Here is a 20,607-nt window from a genome sequence, read left to right as displayed (position 1 = left end):
CGCAAGCGTGGTGATGGCGGTCATCGATCTGCCCTCAACTCAGTTCTTTCAGCCACTCGGCCATCAGGCTTTCGGAAGCACTGCTGTCTTCGCGGTTTTCCTGCAGCTGCACCGCAAGCGCGGCAGGCGTCGGATGCTGGAACAGCATGCTGACAGGAACATGCCGCCCAAGCTCGGCGGAGAGTCGTGAGGCCGCCTGCAGTGCCAGAAGCGAGTGGCCTCCGCGCGCGAAGAAATTGTCTTCGACGCTTTCAATCTTCTGCTGCAGCACAGAGGACCAGATACGACAGAGCATGTCCTCCATCGCATCGCGTGGCGCGACGATCGCGACTGTTGTCTGCTCCGGCTCCGGCAGCGCGTTGCGGTCCAGCTTGCCATTCGGCAGGCTCGGCAGCGCCGCCAGCACCACCACCGCCGACGGCACCATCGGCCCCGGCAGCTTGTCTCTCAGTTCGGACAGGACCGTGGCCGCATCGACGGCGCCGGTGACATAGCCAATGATACGCCGCCCGGCGCCCTCGCCCCGCAGCGCCGCCGCGGCCATGGCAACACCTGCGCAGCCGCGCAGCGCCGCCTCGATCTCGCCCAGCTCGATCCGGTAGCCGCGCAGCTTCACCTGGCCATCGATCCGGCCCAGGAATTCCACCACACCATCCGCGCGCCGCCGGCACAGATCGCCGGTGCGGTACAGACGGCCACCCGGATGGCCCCAGGGATCCGGCACAAAGCGTTCCGCCGTCAGCCCGGGCCGGTTCAGATAGCCCCGCGCCAGGCTGTCGCCGCCGATGCACAGCTCGCCCACGCCACCCTCCGGCACGGGATTGCCATCCATATCCAGCACCTGCGCGCTGCGATGCGGATAGCTCCGGCCGATCGGCACAATCGCCTGCTGGCCATCCACCGCGCGGGTCTCATGCACCAGCGCCGTCACCGTCGTCTCGGTCGGGCCATAGCGATTGTCCAGCCGCACATGGCCCAGCGGGCCCTCAAACCAGCGGCGCAGCGCATCGCCCGGCAGCGCCTCGCCACCCACCATCATGACGCGCAGCGACGGCAGCGCCGCAGGCAGATCATGCAGCCATTGCTGCCAATAGGCGCAGGGCAGATAGGCCAGGCTCACCGACTGCTCCGCCAGGACCGTGTTCAGCACCGCCATGTCCCACAGCCCGGGACCGCGCATCACCACGGCCGCGCCGACGCTCAGCGGCGCCAGAAGCTGGTCCAAGAAGGCATCGAAATTGACCGTCGAGAATTGCAGCACACGATCCGCCGCGCCCACCGCGAAGCGCTGCTGGAAATCATCCAGATGCAGCGCCAGCGAGCGATGGCTGATCGCCACACCCTTCGGCGTGCCGGTCGAGCCCGAGGTGTAGATCACATAGGCCAGCTGGTCGGGATGGATTTCCGGCGCGATCTCCGCATCGCTCTCATCGGCGAAGCTTTCGATCGGCAGCGTCTCATGGCCCTGCAGCACATCGCCCAGCTGCGATGCGGTCTGCGCATCCACCAGCACGCGCGTGATCCCGCCATCGCGCAGCATCGCCCGCAGCCGATCGGGCGGATAGTCCGGATCCAGCGGCACGAAGGCCGCGCCCGCCTTGAGGATGCCGAGCAGCCCCGCGGGCAGTGCCAGGCCTCGCGTCAGGCAGAGCCCGATCCGCTCCTCCCGCGCCACACCACGCCGCGCCAGGCCCTGCGCCACCCGGTTCGACCAGGACCACAGCGCGCCATGGCTCAGCCGCTCGCCATCGCACCACAGCGCCTCCGCAGTGGCACGGCGCGCCGCCTGTTCACCGATGCGCTCCAGCACGCCGCGCCAGATGGGGCGCTGCGCCGGCGGTTCCACCGACGCCGGCAGACGCAGCGCGCCCAGCGGCTGATCCAGGGCATTGCAGAGCAGCGCGAGCAGCGCGTTGTACTCGGCCGACAGCGCCTCGATCTGCGCCGCGTCGATCCGATCCGACCGCCAGGCCCATTTCAGCTGCAGCGCCTCGGCGCCCGGCAGCACCGCCAGGCTCAGCGGATAATGCGTGCGTTCCGAGGATTCCGCCGACAGCAGTGGCAGATCATGCCGCATCGCATCGGGATCGACCGGATAATTCTCGAACACCAGCAGGCTGTCGAACAGCGCCTCGCCGGGCTGGCCGGCCCATTGCTGCAGACGGTGCAGCGGCGTGTGCTCATGCTGCCGCATCGCCCCGTTCAGCCGCTGCAGCTCGCCCAGCCAGGCGGAGAGTGGCTGCGACGACGGCACCTCAACCCAGATCGGCAGGCTGTTGATGAACAGCCCCTGCATCCGCTCCGCCTCCGCCAGCTCCGCCGGGCGGCCCGACACCGTCACGCCGAACACCACCGGGCCGCGCCCGCCGCGCCGCGCCAGCAGCAGCGCCCAGGCCCCCTGCATCAGCGTGTTCAGCGTCACCGCGCCGCCTTGCGCCGCCTGCCGCAGGCGTTGCGACAGTTCAGCAGACAGGTGCTGGCGCTTCTCACCATGGCCGGGTTGCGGATCACGCGGCGCCGGCAGCGTCTCCAGCAGGCCCTGCGCCGGTTGCGACAGCGCCGCAAGCCGCGCGCGCCACCAGCCCTCCGCACTCGGCTGCGCCTGCAGCCAGGCAACATAGCGGCGGAACGGCACCGGCGGCGGCAGCGCGGCCGCCTCGCCGCGCAGCCGCGCCGCATAGTCGCGCAGCACCTCCGACAGAAGCTGCGCGCTGCTCCAGCCATCCAGCAGCACGTGATGATTGGTCAGCATCACGTCATGGCCGCCATCGGGCCGCAGAAACACCGCAACCCGCAGCAGCGGCGGCTGCGACAGATCGAAGCCCCGCGCCAGATCGGCGCGGCGCCATTCCGCCAGGCGGGCCGCGTAGCCGGCCCCGGTCTCGCCGGACCAGTCCTGCTCGGCCCAGGGCAGCGTCGCTGTCCGGCGCACCAGCTGCACCGCCTCGCCACCCTCCGGCCAGACGAATTGCGTGCGCAGGATGTCGTGCCGGTCCACCGCATGCTGCCAGGCCGCGCGCAGCAAATCCGGCCGCAATCCCTTCCCCAGCTGCAGGCCCAGCTGGTTCACATATACACCTTCGCCACTCTCCAGCAGGCTGTGGAACAGCAGCCCCTGTTGCAGCGGTGTCGCCGCGTACAGATCGGCGATCTCCCCCACCGGCAGCGGCAGCTTCGCCAGCGCCGTGGCGTCCAGCTTCGCCAGCGGCACATCCTCGGGCGTGATCACCATCTGTGCCTCGGCGCAATGCGCGATCAGCCGCTCCACCTCCGCGGCGAAGTCCCGCATCAGCTGCTGCGCGGTTGGCGTGTCCAGCTGCGCCGGGCTGTAGCGGCAGCTCACCGACAGCCTTCCCTCCGCCACCAGCGCATTGATATCCAGCGCGTGGTCCAGCCGGCTCTCCCCGGACACCGCCGACCCCGCCGCCTCCTGCGCAAAGCCGAACATCCCCTCCGCCGCCAGGCTCTGGTCGAACTGCCCCAGATAGTTGAAGCTCACTTGCGGATGCGCCAGCGCCGCGGCCTTCGCCTGCAGCGCCGGATCCGCAAGGTGCCGCAGCTGGCCCCAGCGCACACCCTTCGCCGGCACCGCGCGCAGCGCCGCCTTCGCGCCGCGCAGCGCCGCATCCGCCGAGCCTTGCGCCGCCAGCCACAGCGGATGCCGCGCCGTGAACCAGCCCACCGTCCGGCTCAGCTCCGCACCGCTGACCTCCTCCTCCTCGCGGCCATGCGCCTCCAGGTCCAGCAGCACGCCCGCACGATCGCCCCAGCGCGACAGCGTCTGCGCCAGCGCCGCCAGCAGCAGCTCATCCACCCGCAGCCGATAGGCCCGCGGCGCCTCCGCCAGCAATTGCCGCGTCCGCTCCGGCGAGATTTCCCAGCGCAGCACATCGCTCTGGTCCAGACGCCGCCCCGGCAGCGGCGGGATCGGCAGCGCCTGGCCCGCCGCCGGCGCCAGCATCGCCTGCCACCAGCCCAGCTCCTCCGCCAGCGCCGGACGCTGCGCCGCCTCCCGCAGCCCGGCCACCCAGGCGCTCCATGGCGTGCCCACCGGCGGCAATTCCACCGCCGCGCCGGATCGCGCCTGCGCATAGCCCTGTTGCAGCTCCTCCAGCAGGATCCGCCACGACACACCATCCACCGCCAAATGATGGATCGCCAGCAGCAGCCGTCCCTCGGCGCCATCGCCGATCGGGAAATAGCCGGCGCGCAGCAGCGGGCCCTGGCCGATATCCAGGCTGCGCTGCAGCGCCTCGCCGCGCTGCTGCAGCAACGGCTCCCAGCCCGTCTCCGGCAGCGCCTCGAGGCTCAGCGGAATCTCGGTGATGCTGTCCGCCGGCACCACGCGCTGCTGCCAGCCCTGCGCGGTGTTCTCGAAGCGCAGCCGCAGCGCATCATGCCGCCGCAGCAAGGCTGCGATCGCCGCACGCAGCGCCGTCTCCTCCAGACGCCCCTTCACCCGCAGCAGCACCGACTGGTTCCAATGCGATGGCGCCTCCGGATGATGCGCGAAGAACCGCGCCTGGATCGGCGTCAGCGGCAGCGCCTCATGCCGCTCCGCCTGGCGCTCCGCCGCGGCCAGCGCCTGCGCCACCCGCGCCATCTGGGCGATGGTCGGGTTTTCGAACACATCCTTGGGCGTCAGCCGCAGCCCAGCCTGGCGCGCCCGCGCCACCAGCTGCAGGCTCAGGATCGAATCACCCCCCGCCGCGAAGAAATTCTCCTCCACCCCGATCGCATCGCGCCCCAGCACCGCCTGCCAGATGCGCAGCAGTTTTTCTTCCGTGGCGTCGCGTGGCGCGACGATCGCGGCTGTTGTCTGCTCCGGCTCCGGCAGCGCGTTGCGGTCCAGCTTGCCATTCGGCAGGCTCGGCAGCGCCTCCAGCACCACAACCACCGACGGCACCATCGGCCCCGGTAGTTTGTCTCTCAGTTCGGCCAGGACCGTGGCCGCATCGACGGTGCCGGTGACATAGCCGATGATGCGCCGCCCGGCGCCCTCGCCCCGCAGCGCCGCCGCGGCCATGTCGACACCTGCGCAGCCGCGCAGCGCCGCCTCGATCTCGCCCAGTTCGATCCGGTAGCCGCGCAGCTTCACCTGACCATCGATCCGGCCCAGGAATTCCACCACGCCATCCGCCCGGCGCCGGCACAGATCGCCGGTGCGATACAGCCGACCGCCCAGATGGCCCCAGGGATCCGGCACAAAGCGTTCCGCCGTCAGCCCAGGCCGGTTCAGATAGCCCCGCGCCAGGCTGTCGCCGCCGATGCACAGCTCGCCCACGCCACCCTCCGGCACCGGATTGCCATCCACATCCAGCACCTGCGCGCTGCGATGCGGATAGCTGCTGCCGATCGGCACCATCACCGAGGCCTCGTCCGACGCCTCCGTCCGCCGGTACAGCACCGAGATCGTCGTCTCCGTCGGGCCATAGCGATTGTCCAGCCGAACATGGCCGAGCGGGCCCTCGCGCCAGCGCCGCAGCGCATCGCCCGGCAGCGCCTCGCCCCCCACCGTCACCCGCCGCAGCGCCGGCAGGGCCTCCGGCAGCCGCGACTGCCATTGCTGCCAATAGGCCGTCGGAATGTCGGCCACCGTCACCGCCTCGTCCCGCAGCACCGCGCTGAGACGGTCCAGATCCCACATGGACGGGCCACGCATCACCACACGGCCGCCGACGCACAGCCCCGGCAGCAGCTGCTCGATCCCGCCATCGAAGTTGAAGGTCGAGAATTGCAGCACCGCATCCGAGGCCGTGTAGCCAAAGGCCGGAATGAAATCGTCCAGATGCAGCGCCAGCGCGCCATGGCTGATCGCCACACCCTTCGGCGTGCCGGTCGAGCCCGAGGTGTAGATCACATAGGCCAGCTGGTCCGGATGGATCTCGACCTCGATCTCCGCGTCGCTCTCCTCGGCGAAGCTCTCGATGGGGAGCGTCTCATGGCCCTGCAGCACATCGCCCAGCTGCGATGCGGTCTGCGCATCCACCACCACGCGCCGGATACCGCCATCGCGCAGCATCGCCCGCAGCCGATCGGGCGGATAGTCCGGGTCCAGCGGCACGAAGGCCGCGCCCGCCTTGAGGATCCCCAAGAGCCCCGCCGGCAGCGCCAGCCCGCGCGTCAGGCACAGCCCGACCCGCTCCTCCCGCGCCACGCCGCGCCGCGCCAGGCCCTGCGCCACCCGGTTCGACCAGGACCACAGTGCGCCATGGTTCAGCCGCTCGCCCTCGCACCACAGCGCCTCCGCATCGGCACGGCGCGCCGCCTGCTCAGCGATGCGCTCCAGCACGCCGCGCCAGATCGGGCGCTGCGCCGGCGGCTCCACCGGCGCCGGCAACAGCAGCGCACCCAGCGGGCGATCCAGCGACGCCGCGAACTGCTCCAGCAGCGACACATATTGCGTCGCCAGCCGCTCCACGCTCGCCGCGTCGAACAGCGACGCCGCATAGTCGAAGCCGAGCGCAACACCCTCGGTTGTCTCTGTCGCGTTCAGCACCAGCTCGAACTGCGCCTCGCGCGCACCACCCTCCAGCAGCCGCGCCTCGGCATCGCCAAAGCGCTGCAACCCCGCAGCAGCACCGGTCTGCGCGTTGAACATCACCTGGAACAGGGAGGCCGCGCCCGCGCCACGCTCCGGCCGCAGCGCCTCCACCAGCCGCGCGAAGGGCAGCGCCTGATGCGCCTGCGCCTCCAGCACACGCTCCCGCACATGGCCCAGCAGATCGCGCAGCCGCGCATGGCCGGCAAGCTCCGTCCGCACCACCACGGTGTTGACGAAGTAGCCGACCAGGCCCTGCAGTTCCGCCCGCTCGCGGCCCGCCATCGGCACGCCGATCTGCACCGCCTCCGACGCGCCATACCGCCCCAGCAGCAGCGACAGCGCCGAGAGCAGCGTCATGAACAGCGTCGCGCCTTCGGCCTGCGAGACCCGCCGCAGCGACGCCGTCAGCGTCGGCGACAGGGTACGGCGGCAATGGCCCGCCGCGCCCAGAGCCGCGCCTGCGCGTCGCGGACGGTCGAAGGGCAGCATCGTCTCCGCCGCGCCCTCGCCCAGCCGCGCGCGCCAATGCGCCAGCTGCGCCGACAGCGCCGCCTCGTCCAGCCATTCTCGCTGCCAGCGCGCGTAATCCGCATAGCTCACCGGCAGTTCCGGCAGCGCCGCCTTGATCCCGCGCCGCGCCGCCTCGTACAGCGCCGCCACCTCGCGCAGCAGCACGCCGATCGACCAGCCATCCGCCACGATGTGATGCATCGACAGCGTCAGCACATGCCGCGCCGCACCCAGCCGCACTAGATCCACCCGCAGCAGCGGACCCTGCCGCAGATCGAAGGGCCGCGCCAGCAGCGCCGTGCGATGCGCCTCCAGCGCCGTCTCCGGCAGGGACTGGCTGCGCCACTCATAACCCGGCAGCGGCAGCAGCGCCTGCCGCGCCACACCCTCCTCCTCCGCCACCACCATGCGCAGCACCGCATGCCGCGCCACCAGCGCATCCAGCGCCCGCCGCAGCGCCGCCTCCTCCAGCGCGCCCTCCAGCAGCAGCGAGCCGCTCACCGTGTACGCCACGCTCGCAGGATCCAGGTTCCACAAAAACCACAGACCCTCCTGGCCAGGCGTCAGCGGCGGCGGCGCCTTGTCGTCGCTGCGGCGCAGAGGGGCATGCTGCTCAGGACGCGCGGACGGCGATGCCAGCCAGGCGGCCTGGGCGGCGACGCTGCGCGCCTCGAAGACGAAGGCGGGCGGCGGCTCGACGCCAAATTCCTCGCGCAGCCTTGCCAGCAGCCGCATCGCGTCCAGCGACTGCCCACCCAGGCGCAGGAAATCATCCTCCACCCCGATGCGCGGCAGCGACAGCACCTCCTGCCACAGGGCGCAGAGCCGTGCCTCCAGCGGCGTGCGCGGCGCGACATGACCCGTCATTTCGGCAGCGGCGTCGCGCTGTGCCAGCACCGGAAGCTCGCCCGCCCGCCAACCCGGCAGGCAGGCGGAGCGCCGCAGCTTGCCGCTGGAGGTGCGCGGCAGCCCGCCCGGCTCCAGCAGCAGGATCAGCGCCGGCACTTCCAGGACATGCTCGGCGATGCAGGCGGCGATCTCCTCCAGGATGCGCTCGCGCGCCGCCTCATCGCGCTCGCGACGGGCGATCTCGGCGGCGATGCCGATCCCCTCGCCCTGCGCCCCCGGCACGGCGAAGGCGGCGATGCGCCCGGGCCGCAGCCCCGACACCTGCTCGGCCAGGCGCTGTTCCAGATCCTGCGGATAGAGATTCTGGCCGCGCAGCAGGATCAGATCCTTCAGCCGCCCGGCGATGAAGAGCCGCCCCGCATGCCAGGCGCCCAGATCGCCGGTGCGCAGATAGGTGCCGGCCTCGCCCTCGAGCCGCGCGCCGAAGCTTTCCGCCGTGGCGTCGGGACGGTTCCAGTAGCCGGCGGCGACGCTTGGTCCCTGCACCCAGACCTCGCCCAGCATGCCGGGCGCGCATTCGCGGCCACTCGCCGGATCGACGATGCGCAGCTGGTGATGCGGCGCGGTCGTGCCGGCACCGACCAGCGCCGAGCCCGCCGCCATCGGCATGAGCCGGCCCTGGCGCAGCGCCTCCTCCCCGAAGCCCGGCATGTCGGCGCCCTCGCCGGCGCGGCCACCGCTGACGAACAGCGTCGCTTCCGCCAGCCCATAGCAGGGATAGAGCGCGCCACCCCTGAATCCCGCTGCGGCGAAGCGCTCCGCGAAGCCCTGCATGGTGGCGGCGCGCACCGGCTCCGCGCCGCAGAAGGCGACGCGCCAGGAGGAGAGGTCGATCTCCGCCGCGGCGGAATCGGCGATGCGGTCGAGGCAGAGCTGATAGGCGAAGTTGGGGCCGCCACTGATGCTGCCGCGATAGCGCTGGATGACCCGCAGCCAGCGGATCGGGCTGGCCAGGAAATGCTCCGGCGTCAGCAGCACCAATTCGCGCCCGGTGTAGATCGGCGCCAGCAGCCCGCCGATCATGCCCATGTCGTGATAGAGCGGCAGCCAGCTGATGAAGACGTCGTCCTCGCGCACGCCGATGCTGTGCGCCATCGCCGCCTCATTGGCGAGGATATTGGCCTGCGTCACCACCACACCCTTGGGCGTGGCGGTGGAGCCGGAGGTGTATTGCAGGAAGGCGATCTCCTGCGTGGCCGCCGCCTCCAGCTCCGGCCCGTCGCTGTCCTCGGCGACATCGAGGATGCGCGCGCCGCCCTCAGCCAGCCGCGCGAGCCGCGGCGAGGCCGGCAGCGCTGCCTCCACCAGCAGAAGGCGCGGCGCGCAATCCTCGGCCATGGCGCAGAGGCGGGCGTAATGCTGCGGGTTGGGCGTGTCCGCCGGATAGGCCGGCACGGCGATCAGCCCCGCCTGCAGGCAGGCGAAGAAGGCGCGCACATAAGGCAGGCCATTGGGCAGCAGCAGCATGACCCGCTCGCCGGGTGCCGCATGCTGGCGCAGGCGATGCGCCAGGCGCCGCGCCTGCGCATGCAGTTCGGTATAGCTCAGCGCCGCGTCCGGCCCGTCCGCCCGCGCCAGGAAACGCAGCGCCACGCGATCGGGCTGGTGGCGCGCGCGCCAGGCCAGCACATCGCCGATGCCCTGCGCGTCACGCAGCGCCTGCGCCTCCTCCTGCCGATCGCCGGAATCCGTTGCGGAAAGCGGGAGGATCTGCATCGGGCGCCTTTCTCATGCCGGTGACGGAAAGGGCCGGCGCGGCGTCCGCCCGCGCCCTTCCCTTCTCCAGCAAGACGAACCGGCGGCGCCGATTTTCAGCGCAGCCGTGCCCTATTCGGCAGCGGCGCGCGCCGCGCCGCCCCAATCGCCATCACCCTGCAGCGAGGCGGCGATCTCCCCCGCGCGCACCGACAGCACGGAGAGTAGCGTATCGCTCAACCCATGCGTGGGCTCGCACAGGCCTTGCAGATAGATGCGCGGCCGGAAGCCGGGCACGGTCTGCAACCGGTAGTCGCGGCTCGGCTGCTCGCCCAGCAGATAGGGCTCGATGCCGCGCAGCAGCGCCAGCGCCTGGGAGGGACGATAGCCCGTGGCGAGGATCACGGTGTCATACGGCACCGCCTCGCTGCCGCCGGTCAGCCGGTCCCGCAGCGTCAGGCGCAGCTGGCTCTCCTGCGCGGCGGCCTCGACCACATGCTGCAGCCGGTGGATGCGCAGGCGATCCCCGCCCTCCACCTTCTGGTCGTAGAGCGCGCCATAGATGCGGTCGATCACCTCGGCATCGGCGACGGAGTAGTTGGTGTCGCGATGCGCCTGCAGGATCTGCCCGCGCAGCGCCGGCTCGGCGCCGTAGAGCAGATCGGTGGTGTCGGGGTTGAAGATCTCGTTGACGAAGGGGCTGCTGTCGGCGGGCTTCAGCGCATAGCCGCGCATCACCAGATCGATGCGCGCGCGCGGGAAGCGCTCCATCGCGTCGAGGAAGATCTCGGCCGCGCTCTGGCCGGAGCCGATAATGGCGATGCGCTGCCCTTCGCCATCGCCGCTGTGGGCCGCCGCGCGTTCCAGATAGGCGGAGGAATGCCACAGCGCCGGCGTGCCGCGCAGCCCGGCGAAGATCTCCGGCAGATGCGGCTGCAGGCCGAGGCCGAGCGAGAGATGCGCCGCGTGCCAGACCTCCTCCCGCCCCTCCCGCGTCACGGCGGTGACGCGCAGCCGCTCCACCGCCTGGCCCTGGGTGACGGGGGCGACCTCGACCACCTCGCGCCCATAGGCGCAGGCCTCGCCCAGCCGCGCGGCGGCCCAGCCGAGATAGGCGTTGAACTCCACCCGGCTCGGATAGAAGGTGCGGGTGTTGAGGAAGTCGAGCAGCCGGCCCTGCTCATGCAGGTAGTTCAGGAAGGAGTAGGCGCTGCGCGGATTGCGCAGCGAGACCAGGTCCTTCATGAAGGCGACCTGCATGCGCGCCCCCGGCAGCAGCATGCCGGGATGCCAGCTGAATTCCGGCTTGCGCTCCAGGAAGCGGGCGCGCAGCGCGCTGCCCTGTTCCTGCAGCGCGATGGCCAGCGCCAGATTGGCCGGGCCGAAGCCGATGCCCAGCAGGTCCAGGCTGCGCCCGGGCTGTGTCGCGGTGCTAGGCATGCGCCGGCTCCCGCCTGGCGTTGGAGGCGGCGGGCTCGGCCTCGCGCGGCAGCCAGAGCCGGTCGTGGAAATAGGTCTCGCGCAGCAGGGAGACCAGCACCGCCGTCTTGTGCGGGAAATCGAAGGTCTTGATGCGCGCGAAGCCCGAGCGCTCCAGGTTGCGCAGCTGCTGGTGGTGGTCCGCCTGCGGCTCGCCCACGATGCGCGCCGTGCGCGGATCGTCGAGGAACATGGCGTGCATCAGCGAGGGCAGCCAGGCGCTGATCCGCGCACGGCCGCGGAAGCGGTCCTCGCCGATCACCACATGCCAGCCGCGATCATGGTCGGCCACGTCGTAGAAGGGCGCGAGGCGGTTCTCCTTCGCCCAGTACAGCTCGAAATAGCCGAAGGGCTCGTCGTTGAAATAGGCGAAGACCGGCAGCATGTGCGGATCGTCCAGCAGCCGCTGCAGATAGGCGCGGTGATGCTCGACCGGCCCGTCCTCCTTCCAGAATTCGGCGACGCGCGGATCGTTCATCCAGCGATGCAGCAGCGGCAGATGCGTGTCCATCTCGGCGGCGCGGAAGCTCAGCACCTCGTCCAGCCAGGGGATGTGGCGCGCATAGAAGGTGCCGCGCGGCTTGGGCGGGCGGCGCGGATGGCGCTGGCCCTGGCTCATCACCGGCATGGCGGGGTAGGCCGCCGCCGCGCGCGGCGCCGTCCAGGCCAGCGGGATCTGCCACAGCATCTCGGCATGCGCGGTCAGCGCGCCCGGCCCCGCCCCCGGCTCCGGCACAGCGGCGCCCAGCGCCAGCAGCCCCTCGGCCAGCGGCGCCAGCCCGGCGCCGGAGAGCAGCAGCCGCGGCGGCGCGCCGGGCTCGGAGAAGGCGAATTCCAGCGCCGCCAGCAGCAGGCGCTGCGCCGCACCGGCCGGGGCGGGGGCGGTGGCCAGCGCCGCGCGGCAGGCGCCCCGCGGCACGGTCAGCTCCAGGCTGTTGCCCTGCCGGTCCTGCGCCAGGCAGGCCTCGCCCTCTCGTCGCACCGTCACCGGCCCGGACGGGCAGAGCAGAAATGTGCTGAAAGGCATCGCCTCTCCTCCTGCGGTGCCGCGGCGCCGCCGCGACCCTGTCTGTGGAAGCGTGGCGAGGCCTCGCCACGCGCGTTTCAACCGTAGGCGAGGTGGCGCATGGCCTGCGGGGACAGCGCCAGCAGCTCGCGCGCGATGGCGCGCTCCGCCGCCTCCGTCAGGAAATGCCCGCCCTCCAGCGCCACGCAGCGCAGCGCGCCGCGGCTCTCGGGCGCCCAGGCCTGCAGCGCATCGGCGGCGGGCAGCGCATCCTCCCGCCCGCGCAGCGCCAGCACCGGGCAGCCAAGCGGGGCGCGCGGCGGGGCGCGATGCGTGTCGCCCAGATGCAGCTCGCAGCGCAGCCCGGGCAGCACCGCCTGCAGCAGCTCCGGCGCGTCGAACAGCGCTTCCGGCGTGCCGCCCAGCTCGCGCAGCCGCGCCACCACCGCCCTGTCCGGCGCGTCGTGCCAGCCGGGACCGGGGCGGCGCGCGCCCGGCGCCGCGCAGCCGGAGACGGCGAGCCAGGCCGGCTCGCCATGGCCCGCTGCGCGCAGCGCATGCGCCATCTCCAGCGCCACCAGCGCGCCCAGGCTGTGGCCGAACAGCGCATAGGGGCCGAGACGCGGCGGCAAGGCGACCAGCAATCGCGGCAGCAGCCTGTCCCAATCCTGCTCCGGCGCCTCGCCGCGCCGGGCGCCATGGCCGGGCCGGTCGAGCGGCAGCAGCCGCAGCGTCTCCGGCAGCCAGGCGGCCCAGCGGCGGAAACCCTGCGCATTGCCGCCCGCCTGGGCGAAGCAGAGCAGCGTCAGCGCCGTCTCAGCCATCCTGCGCGCCGGCGGCCTGCAGCGCGGCGCGCAGGCTTTTCGGCCGCATGTCCTGCCAGTTGGCGTCGATCCAGTCGAGGCATTCGGCCTTGCTGCCGCGCTGCCCGACCTCCTGCCAGCCGGCCGGCATCGGCTTGTAGGACGGCCAGATCGAGTGCTGGCCTTCATCATTCACGACCACGAGGAAGATGGTGTTGGCGTCGCCCCAGCTCATGGTGTCCCTTCCGCTGCACGGATGTGGCGGGGGCCGGGGCGGGCCGCGCGGGGGCGCGGGCCGCGTCACCGGCGAACCCTCTCTGCAGCAGACGAGCGAGGCGCGGAGATTTTCAGCGCGGACGCAGAAACGTCACCAGGCGTAGCGCAGGGCGGCCAGCACGGTGCGGCCCTCCCCCCAGTAGCAGATGGCGTTCTGGCAGGAGGCGACGGCGGTGCCGGCCAGGTTGGTGGCGGTCAGCGACAGGCGGTAACGGTCAATGTCGTAATGCAGCGCGGCGTCGAACAGCGTGGCGGCGTCGTTGCGCCGGCTGTTCTGCGGGTCGGCGTAGGAGCGGCCGCGGAAGCGCAGCCCGGCACCGAGGCCGAGCCCTTCCAGCACCCCCTCGCTGACCGCGTATTCGGCCCAGAGCGAGGCCATGCGCTGCGGCACCAGGATCGGCCGCTTGCCGAGCAGCGCGGCATCGCTGTGCCGCGTCACCTCGACATCCTGATAGGTGTAGGCGGCGGCCAGGCGCAGCCCCTCATCGAGCTTCGCCACCGCCTCCAGCTCCAGCCCCTGGCTGCGCAGCCCGCCGGCCTGCAGGCTGTAGCCCGGGTTGTCGGCATCGGCCACCGTGGCGTTGCGCTGCTCCAGGCGGAAGCCGGCGAGGGTGACGTAGCTCTCCCCCTCCGGGCGCTGCCATTTCACGCCTAGCTCATACTGCGTGCCGGTGCTCGGCCTGTAGGGGGTGGCGCCGCGCGCCGGCGCGGTGGTGCCGATCTGCGGCTGGAAGGAGGTGCTGTAGCTCGCATAGGGCGCGAAGCCCGCCGGCCCCAGCCAGGTCAGGCCGAGGCGGGCCGTGGTGGCCTGTTCGGCCAGGTCGCTGCCCGTCCCGGTCAGCCGGTTGCTGGCGCGCCCGGACAGCCAGTCCTGCCGCGCCCCCAGCGTCAGCACCCAATCCTGCAGCCGCAGCTGGTCCTGCAGGTAGAGGCCGAGCTGCTGCAGCCGCTGCGCACCGTCCTGGCTGGGCTGCGAGCGGCTGCGGTCGATGCGCTGGCCATAGCGCGGGCTGGCCAGGTCGAGGGAGGGCGCATAGCCACCCCGCCCCAGGCTGGACCATTGCGTCTGCTGGTAGTCGAGCCCGGCCAGCAGACGGTGCCGCAGCGCGCCGCTGCGCAGCCGCAGCTCCGCCTGGTTGTCCAGCGCCAGCCCGTCCAGCCGCTGGCTGAAACTCTCCCAGACGCGGGAGACCGTGCGCCCGTCGCGCCCGGCGGTGACGCCATAGACATAGTCATTGTCGATCTCGAGATGGCCGAAGCGCAGCGCCTGGCGCAGCGTCAGCGCCTCGGCCGGGCGGTGCTCCAGCCGGTAGCCGAGCTGGTACTGGCTCTGCCGGAAGCTGTCGAAATCCGGCTCGCCCAGCCAGGTGCGGGTCGGACGGCCGCCGGGCGGGGTGTAGTACCAGTTGTAGCCGCTGCGATCCTGCAGCCATTCGCCCTGCAGGGTCAGGCTGGTCTCGCCATCCGGCCGCCAGCGCAGCGAGGGCGCCAGATAGAGCCGGTCATCCGGCATGGATTTGTACTGCGCATTGTCGGCCGCCCGGGCCAGGCCGGTCAGCCGGTAGGCCAGCGCCCCGGCCTCGTTCAGCGGGCCGCCGAGATCGATGCTGGCCTGGCGCCGGTCACGGCTGCCATAGGCGAGGGCCAGCTCGTGCAGCGGCTGGTCGGGGGGCTGCTTGGAGATGCGGTCGATCAGCCCGCCCGGCGCGTTCTGCCCATAGAGCATGGAGCTCGGCCCACGCAGCACCTCGATCCGCTCCAGGCCGAAGGGCTCGGTGCGGAAATAGGCGAAGCTGTTGGCCGGCTGGCGCAGCCCGTCGCGGTAGTCGCCGAGCCCATGCGCGTCGAAGCCGCGCAGCTTCACCTGGTCGTAGCGGGTGTCGGCGCCATAGGGCTCGGCCTGCACGCCCGGCAGATAGCGCAGCGCGGCGGAGACGCTCTGCGCCCCGCGCGCGGCGATCTGCGCCTGCGGCACCAGGGAGACGGATTGCGGCAGTTCCAGCAGCGGCGTCGGCGCCTTGCTGCCGGCGGTGGCGGCGAGGTCGAGCACCGGCCAGGCGCCGCCCGGCGCCAGCGGCCGCGCGGTGACCGGCAGCTCGGGCAGCGCCGTCACCCCCTCCAGCGCGGTGGCGGGGCTGCCGCGCCGCAGGGTGATGCCGCCGGCCGGCAGGGGCGCACAGCCCAGCCCGGCCGGGCGCAGCAGCCGGTCCAGCGCCTCGGCCGGGCGCAGCCTGCCGGCCAGGGCGGGGGCGGAGAGCCCCTGCAGCAGCGCCGCATCGGCGCTGATGGCGAAGCCCGCCTGCTGGCCGAGCGAGAGCAGCGCGGTGGAGAGCGGCTGGGCCGGCAGCTCGATGGCGAACTCGGCCGCCGGCAGCAGATCGGCGCAGCCGGCGGCGCCCGCCGCCATGGCGCCGGCCGGCAGCAGGGCCAGCAGCGGCAGCGCCGCCCCGGCCAGGCGGTGCCGGCGGCGCGGGGAAGGCGGCGCCATCAGCCGAGGCGCGGCGTCAGGCGGCGCCGACCCAGAGCAGATAGGGCGAGATCTGCCGCACCCGCCCGCCCAGCGGCGCCACCACGCGGCGCACCGCCTGCGGCACGTCGGTCAGATCGTAGAGCCCGGTGACCCGCCGCTCGCCCAGTCCCGAATCGGCCAGCCAGACCAGGCCCGGATAATAGCGGCCGATCTCCTCCAGCAGCTCGGCCACCGGCCTGGCATCGGCCACCAGGCGCCGGCTGCGCCAGGCCAGCGCCTGGCCGGGGTCGAGCCGGCCGCGCCGCAGCGCCTGCTGCGCCAGATCGGCCGAGAGGCTTTCCCCGGCGCCCAGCAGCAGCTCGGCCGCCGGCGCCTCGCGCCCGGGCGGCAGGGCAGCGCTGACCTCGCCCTGCTCCACCGCCAGCTCCACCCGCTCGCCGGTGCGGCGCAGGTTGAAGCGGGTGCCCAGCACCGAGACCGCGACCGGCTCGGCCTGCACGGTGAAGGGCCGCGACGGGTCGTGCGCCACGGCGAAGAAGGCTTGGCCGGAATGCAGCCAGAGCTTGCGCCGCCCCGGCGTGTAGGCGACCGAGAGGGCGGTGGCGGTGTCGAGCTCGACCCGCGTGCCATCCTCGAGCGTGAGCTGGCGCAGCTCCCCCGCCCCGGTGCGGTAATCGGCGTTCCAGCCGCGCCACAGCCCGGGCGCCGCCAGGCCCGCCACCGCGGCGGCGGCGGCCAGGCCACCGCCGGCCAGCAAGGCGCGCCGGCCGGTGCGGGCCGGGCGCCGCGCCGCGCCGGTGCCGCGCACCGCCTCGCCCATCAGCGCCGAGACCCGCTCGGCCCGCGCCCAGGCGGCGCGCTGCGCCGGGCCGCGCGCCAGCCAATCCTGCCAGGCGCGGCGCAGCGCGGCGTCGCCGGGGGTCTCGCGCAGGGCGATGGAGAAGGTCAGGGCCTCGTCCCACAGCGCCTCGGCCGCGGCGGCCTCGCGCGCCGCGGCGGGTCCGGTCGCGGGGACCGCCGCGGGCTGCCGCCCGGATTCTGACGCTTGCTCTCTGGGGACCATGGGTTCGACAGTCGGGCAGGAAAGGGACAGGGCGCGGCGTCGCGCCCATCTCCCATTCCCGAGACGATCGATCGGCCGCGTTTTTCAGGATAGCGCCTGCCCGGGTCCAGGGCCATCGAGCCGTTCGGCGCAATGCGTCACCGCCTGGCGGATCAGCTGATGCGTCAGCCCGACCGAGATGCCGAGCTCGGCGGCGATCTGCGGCATGGTCAGGCCGGCGATGCGGTGCAGCTCGAAGGCGCGGCGGGTGCGCTCGGGCAGCTCGGCCAGGGCGTCGGCGACGCGGCGGATATCCTCGCGATCGGCGTGGATCTGCTCGGGCGAATGGGCGTGGTTCAGCGCCACCGCCCCGGCCTCGCGCCGCCAGGCGCCTTCCCAGGCCAGGCGGCGGGCGCCGTCCAGCGCCAGGTTGCGCACCACGCGGTGCAGATAGCCGAGCGGCTTCAGGATCGCCTGCTCGGCGCCGCGCGGCTGGCGCGCGGCGGCGCTGAAGCGCAGCCAGGCTTCCTGCACCACATCCTCCGCCACCGCCCGGCTGCCTGCGATCGGAGTCGCATAGTCGACCAGCGCGGCGCGGTGCAGCACATAAAGATCGAGCTGGCTGTCTTCCTCAGGCACGGCGTTTGTCCTTGGCGGGCCCGGCCGCCGGGCCGGGGGGCGGTCGATATGCTGGCGCAAATGAGAAACATTCGCAATACGCAGCGCACCATCGGGAGGCGGGTCGCCGGCTCAACAAGACGCGAAGCGCCCCCGCCTGGCAGCGTCCGGCAGGCGCCGGGCAGCGCCGGCTTGTCCGCCAGGGTGGCGGACCGCTATAGCCATTCGGGAACGACGAACGGGTCCTCGCCATGCATCGCCGGGTCTTGCTGGCGGCCGCCGCCGCCCTGTTGCTGCTCTCCGGCACCGGCGCCCGCGCCCAGGGCGCGGAGGGCCCGACGGTGTTCGCCGCCGCCAGCCTGACGGATGCGATGCGCGCCCTGGCCGAGGCCTGGCGCGCCAAGGGGCACCCCGCCCCGCGCTTCTCCTTCGCCGCCTCCTCGGCCCTGGCGCGGCAGATGGAGCAGGGCGCGCCGGCCGACATCTTCGCCTCGGCCGACGAGCCCTGGATGGATTATGTGCAGCAGCGCGGGCTGATCCTGGACCCGACGCGCCGCAGCGTGCTGGCCAACCGGCTGGTGCTGGTGGCCCCCGCCGATAGCCGCCTGGCGCCGCTCGCCATCACCCGGCAGACCGACCTTCTGGCGCTGGCCGGCGAGGGCGGGCGCATCGCCACCGGCGACCCCTCCAACGTGCCGGTCGGCAAATATGCCCAGGCGGCGCTGAGCTGGATGGGGCAGTGGGAGCGCGTGGCGCCACGCCTGGCGCGGGCCGACAATGTCCGCTCCGCCCTGCTGCTGGTCGAGCGCGGCGAGGCGCCGCTCGGCATCGTCTATGCGACCGACGCCGCCGCCTCGCGCGGGGTGACGCTGCTGGGCAGCTTCCCGGCCGAGAGCCACCCGCCCGTCACCTACCCCTTCGCCCTCGCCCGCCGCGCCGGGGGCAATGCCGAGGCGCGCGCCTTTCTCGATTTCCTCACCGGGGCGGAGGCGGCGCCGCTCTATCGCCGCTTCGGCTTCGCCCTCCAGGCGCCCTGACGCAGCGCCATGGGGGGGGTGGATCCGGCGGGCTTCCTCACGCCCGAGGAATGGCAGGCGGTGCGGCTGAGCCTCTCGGTCGCGCTGCGCTCGGTGCTGTTCGGCCTGCCGCCGGCGGTGCTGGCGGCCTGGCTGCTGGCGCGCGGCCGCTTCCCCGGCCGCGCCGTGCTCGACGCGCTGGTGCATCTGCCGCTGGTGATGCCGCCGGTGGTGGTGGGCTGGCTGCTGCTGGTCACCTTCGGCATTCGCGGGCCGGTGGGCGGGCTTTTGCACGAATGGTTCGGGCTGCGCCTGGTCTTCACCACCGCCGGCGCCTCGCTGGCCACCGCGGTGATGTCCTTCCCGCTGATCGTGCGCGCGGTGCGGCTGAGCCTGGAGCAGGTCGATCCCGGGCTGGAGGCGGCGGCACGCAGCCTGGGCGCGGGTCCGCTCGACCGTTTCGTCACCATCACCCTGCCGCTGATCGCGCCGGGTATTCTTTCCGGTGCCATCACCGCCTTCGCCGCGGGCCTCGGCGAGTTCGGCGCCGTCATCACCTTCGCCTCCAACATCCCCGGCCAGACCCAGACCCTGCCGCTGGCGATCTACAGCGCGACCCAGACCCCGGGCGGCGAGGCGACGGCGGCCAAGCTCGCCGGCATCTCCTTCAGCCTCGCCATCGCCGGCCTGCTGCTGGCCGAATGGGCCGGGCGCCGCCTGCGTCGGGCGCTGGGGCGGGAGGCCGCGTGATGCTGCAGGTCGCGCTGCGCCACGGCTTCCCCGGGCGCGACGGTTTTCTGCTGGATGCCGCCTTCGAGGCCCCGCTGCCCGGCACCACCGTGCTGTTCGGCCCCTCCGGCTGCGGCAAGTCGACGCTGCTCGCCGCCGTCGCCGGGCTGCTGCGCCCGCGCGAGGGGCGCATCGCGCTTGGCGAGACGCTGCTGTTCGACAGCGCGACGCGGCACGACATCCCGGCCGAGCGCCGCCGCTGCGGCCTGGTCTTCCAGGAGGCGCGGCTGTTCCCGCATCTCTCGGTGGAGAGCAACCTCCGCTACGGGCTGAGGCGCGCGCCGCGTGGCGCGGCGGGGCCGGGCTTCGCCGAGATCGTCGCGCTGCTCGGCATCCCGCATCTGCTGGGCCGGCGCCCGGCGGCGCTGTCGGGCGGCGAGAAGCAGCGCGTGGCGCTCGGCCGCGCCCTGCTCAGCCGCCCTGCTTTGCTGCTGATGGACGAGCCGCTGGCGGCGCTGGACGCGGCGCGCAAGGCGGAGCTGCTGCCCTATTTCCAGCGCCTGCGCGAAGCCCTGCGCATCCCGATCCTCTACGTCACCCACGCGCTGGACGAGGTGGACCGGCTGGCCGACACGCTGGTGCTGATGCAGGGCGGCCGCGTCCTGGCCTGCGGCACGCCGGAGGCGCTGTCGCTGCGCACCGACCTGCCGCTGCTCTCCGGCCGGCGGGATGCCGGTGTGGTGCTGCCCTGCCGCGTCGAGGCGCACGCGCCCTCGCGCGGGCTGACGCGGCTGGGCTTCGCCGGCGGCGAGCTTCTGGTGCCGCTGCTGGAGGAGCCGGTGGGCAGCTCCCTCCGGCTGCGGCTGCGCGCCCGCGACATCGCCGTGGCGACGGCGCCGCTGCAGGGCCTGTCGATCGGCAACCAGCTGCCGGCGCTGCTGGAGGCGATCGAGCCCGGCGCGCCGCATGAACGCATGCTGCGGCTGCGGGTGGGCGAGGCGGTGCTGCTGGCACGGCTGACCGAGGATGCGGTGCAGCGCCTCTCCCTCTCGCCGGGGCAGCCGGTCTGGGCGCTGATCAAATCGGTCGCCTTCCGCGGCGGCGGCGCCGAGGCGGCGCCCTGACATGGCACGGGCCAGGGACCAGGACGCAGCGGCGGCGCCACGCCTCAGCCTGCGCATCGAACTGCCAAGCGGCGCCCGCATCGGCCCCGGCAAGGTGCGGCTACTGGAAGAAATCCGCGATCGCGGCTCGATCTCCGCCGCCGGGCGGGCGCTGCGCATGTCCTACCGCCGCGCCTGGGAGCTGGCGGATGAGCTGAGCCGGCAGCTCGGCCGGCCTGTGGTGGAGGCGGCCCCCGGCGGGGCGGGCGGCGGCGGCGCCCGGCTGACCCCGCTGGGCGAGGCGGTGATCGCCCGCTACCGCGCCGTGGAGCGCGAGGCGGAACAGGCCGCCGCCCCGCATCTGGCGGCGCTGTGCCGCGCGCTGGAGGAGGCGCCGGGGGGCTGAC

General features: G+C 73.0%; 12 protein-coding genes. 4 read left to right on the top strand and 8 right to left on the bottom strand.

The window, feature by feature from the left end:
* Positions 1–34: 34 nt before the first annotated feature.
* From QE401_RS21905 to QE401_RS21870, 8 genes are all read right to left on the bottom strand, one after another.
* Complete coding sequence (locus tag QE401_RS21905; RefSeq protein ID WP_307140325.1) at positions 35–9,679, bottom strand: non-ribosomal peptide synthetase; 9,645 nt, start codon at positions 9,677–9,679, stop codon at positions 35–37.
* A 111-nt stretch (positions 9,680–9,790) separates the two neighbouring features.
* Complete coding sequence (locus QE401_RS21900; RefSeq protein WP_307140324.1) at positions 9,791–11,098, bottom strand: lysine N(6)-hydroxylase/L-ornithine N(5)-oxygenase family protein; 1,308 nt, start codon at positions 11,096–11,098, stop codon at positions 9,791–9,793.
* Positions 11,091–12,164 carry a GNAT family N-acetyltransferase gene (locus tag QE401_RS21895; RefSeq protein WP_307140323.1) on the bottom strand — a complete coding sequence of 358 codons (1,074 nt, stop codon included), beginning with the start codon at positions 12,162–12,164 and terminating at the stop codon, positions 11,091–11,093. The genes QE401_RS21900 and QE401_RS21895 overlap by 8 nt, the downstream gene beginning before the upstream one ends.
* Positions 12,165–12,241: 77 nt before the next feature.
* Entirely contained in the window at positions 12,242–12,967 is a 726-nt protein-coding gene (locus QE401_RS21890) for a thioesterase II family protein (RefSeq protein ID WP_307140322.1), read from the bottom strand.
* The gene (locus QE401_RS21885; protein WP_307140321.1) at positions 12,960–13,181 is read right to left on the bottom strand and encodes an MbtH family protein; all 222 of its coding nucleotides are present in this window, start codon (positions 13,179–13,181) and stop codon (positions 12,960–12,962) included. Before QE401_RS21885 ends, QE401_RS21890 begins: the two co-directional genes overlap by 8 nt.
* A 132-nt stretch (positions 13,182–13,313) precedes the next feature.
* Positions 13,314–15,710, bottom strand: coding sequence for a TonB-dependent siderophore receptor (locus tag QE401_RS21880; RefSeq protein ID WP_307140320.1), 2,397 nt, complete (start codon positions 15,708–15,710; stop codon positions 13,314–13,316).
* A gap of 16 nt (positions 15,711–15,726) precedes the next feature.
* The gene (locus QE401_RS21875) at positions 15,727–16,755 is read right to left on the bottom strand and encodes a FecR family protein (RefSeq protein ID WP_307140319.1); all 1,029 of its coding nucleotides are present in this window, start codon (positions 16,753–16,755) and stop codon (positions 15,727–15,729) included.
* Positions 16,756–16,839: 84 nt separating this feature from the next.
* On the bottom strand, positions 16,840–17,373 hold the full coding sequence (locus QE401_RS21870) for a sigma-70 family RNA polymerase sigma factor (RefSeq protein ID WP_307140318.1): 534 nt from the start codon (positions 17,371–17,373) through the stop codon (positions 16,840–16,842).
* Between the two features lie 230 nt (positions 17,374–17,603).
* On the opposite strand from QE401_RS21870, the gene modA reads away from it, so the two are divergent.
* Genes modA through QE401_RS21850 form a run of 4 tightly spaced genes read left to right on the top strand, consistent with a single transcriptional unit; the run spans position 17,604 to position 20,606 of the window.
* Positions 17,604–18,389, top strand: a complete 786-nt coding sequence (gene modA, locus QE401_RS21865; protein WP_307140317.1) for a molybdate ABC transporter substrate-binding protein — start codon at positions 17,604–17,606, stop codon at positions 18,387–18,389.
* A gap of 9 nt (positions 18,390–18,398) precedes the next feature.
* Positions 18,399–19,118: a molybdate ABC transporter permease subunit gene (gene modB / locus QE401_RS21860; RefSeq protein ID WP_307140316.1), complete on the top strand. Its 720-nt coding sequence runs from the start codon at positions 18,399–18,401 to the stop codon at positions 19,116–19,118.
* A complete protein-coding gene (gene modC, locus QE401_RS21855) occupies positions 19,118–20,221 on the top strand; it encodes a molybdenum ABC transporter ATP-binding protein (RefSeq protein WP_307140532.1) in 1,104 nt (367 codons plus the stop codon). The genes modB and modC overlap by 1 nt, the downstream gene beginning before the upstream one ends.
* A gap of 1 nt (position 20,222) precedes the next feature.
* Entirely contained in the window at positions 20,223–20,606 is a 384-nt protein-coding gene (locus QE401_RS21850; RefSeq protein ID WP_307140315.1) for a winged helix-turn-helix domain-containing protein, read from the top strand.
* Position 20,607 lies beyond the last annotated feature (1 nt).

It is taken from the genome of Pseudoroseomonas cervicalis, from assembly GCF_030818485.1.
Taxonomy (GTDB): Bacteria; Pseudomonadota; Alphaproteobacteria; order Acetobacterales; family Acetobacteraceae; genus Pseudoroseomonas; species Pseudoroseomonas cervicalis_A.
This window is presented reverse-complemented; position numbering and strand designations above follow the sequence as displayed.

Excerpts from the sequence above, each read along its gene's own strand:
- QE401_RS21905 (WP_307140325.1), bottom strand. The coding sequence starts at position 9,679 with ATGCAGATCCTCCCGCTTTCCGCAACGGATTCCGGCGATCGGCAGGAG.
- QE401_RS21900 (WP_307140324.1), bottom strand. The coding sequence starts at position 11,098 with ATGCCTAGCACCGCGACACAGCCCGGGCGCAGCCTGGACCTGCTGGGC.
- QE401_RS21895 (WP_307140323.1), bottom strand. The coding sequence starts at position 12,164 with ATGCCTTTCAGCACATTTCTGCTCTGCCCGTCCGGGCCGGTGACGGTG.
- QE401_RS21890 (WP_307140322.1), bottom strand. The coding sequence starts at position 12,967 with ATGGCTGAGACGGCGCTGACGCTGCTCTGCTTCGCCCAGGCGGGCGGC.
- QE401_RS21885 (WP_307140321.1), bottom strand. The coding sequence starts at position 13,181 with ATGAGCTGGGGCGACGCCAACACCATCTTCCTCGTGGTCGTGAATGAT.
- QE401_RS21880 (WP_307140320.1), bottom strand. The coding sequence starts at position 15,710 with ATGGCGCCGCCTTCCCCGCGCCGCCGGCACCGCCTGGCCGGGGCGGCG.
- QE401_RS21875 (WP_307140319.1), bottom strand. The coding sequence starts at position 16,755 with ATGGTCCCCAGAGAGCAAGCGTCAGAATCCGGGCGGCAGCCCGCGGCG.
- modA (WP_307140317.1), top strand. The coding sequence starts at position 17,604 with ATGCATCGCCGGGTCTTGCTGGCGGCCGCCGCCGCCCTGTTGCTGCTC.
- modB (WP_307140316.1), top strand. The coding sequence starts at position 18,399 with ATGGGGGGGGTGGATCCGGCGGGCTTCCTCACGCCCGAGGAATGGCAG.
- modC (WP_307140532.1), top strand. The coding sequence starts at position 19,118 with ATGCTGCAGGTCGCGCTGCGCCACGGCTTCCCCGGGCGCGACGGTTTT.
- QE401_RS21850 (WP_307140315.1), top strand. The coding sequence starts at position 20,223 with ATGGCACGGGCCAGGGACCAGGACGCAGCGGCGGCGCCACGCCTCAGC.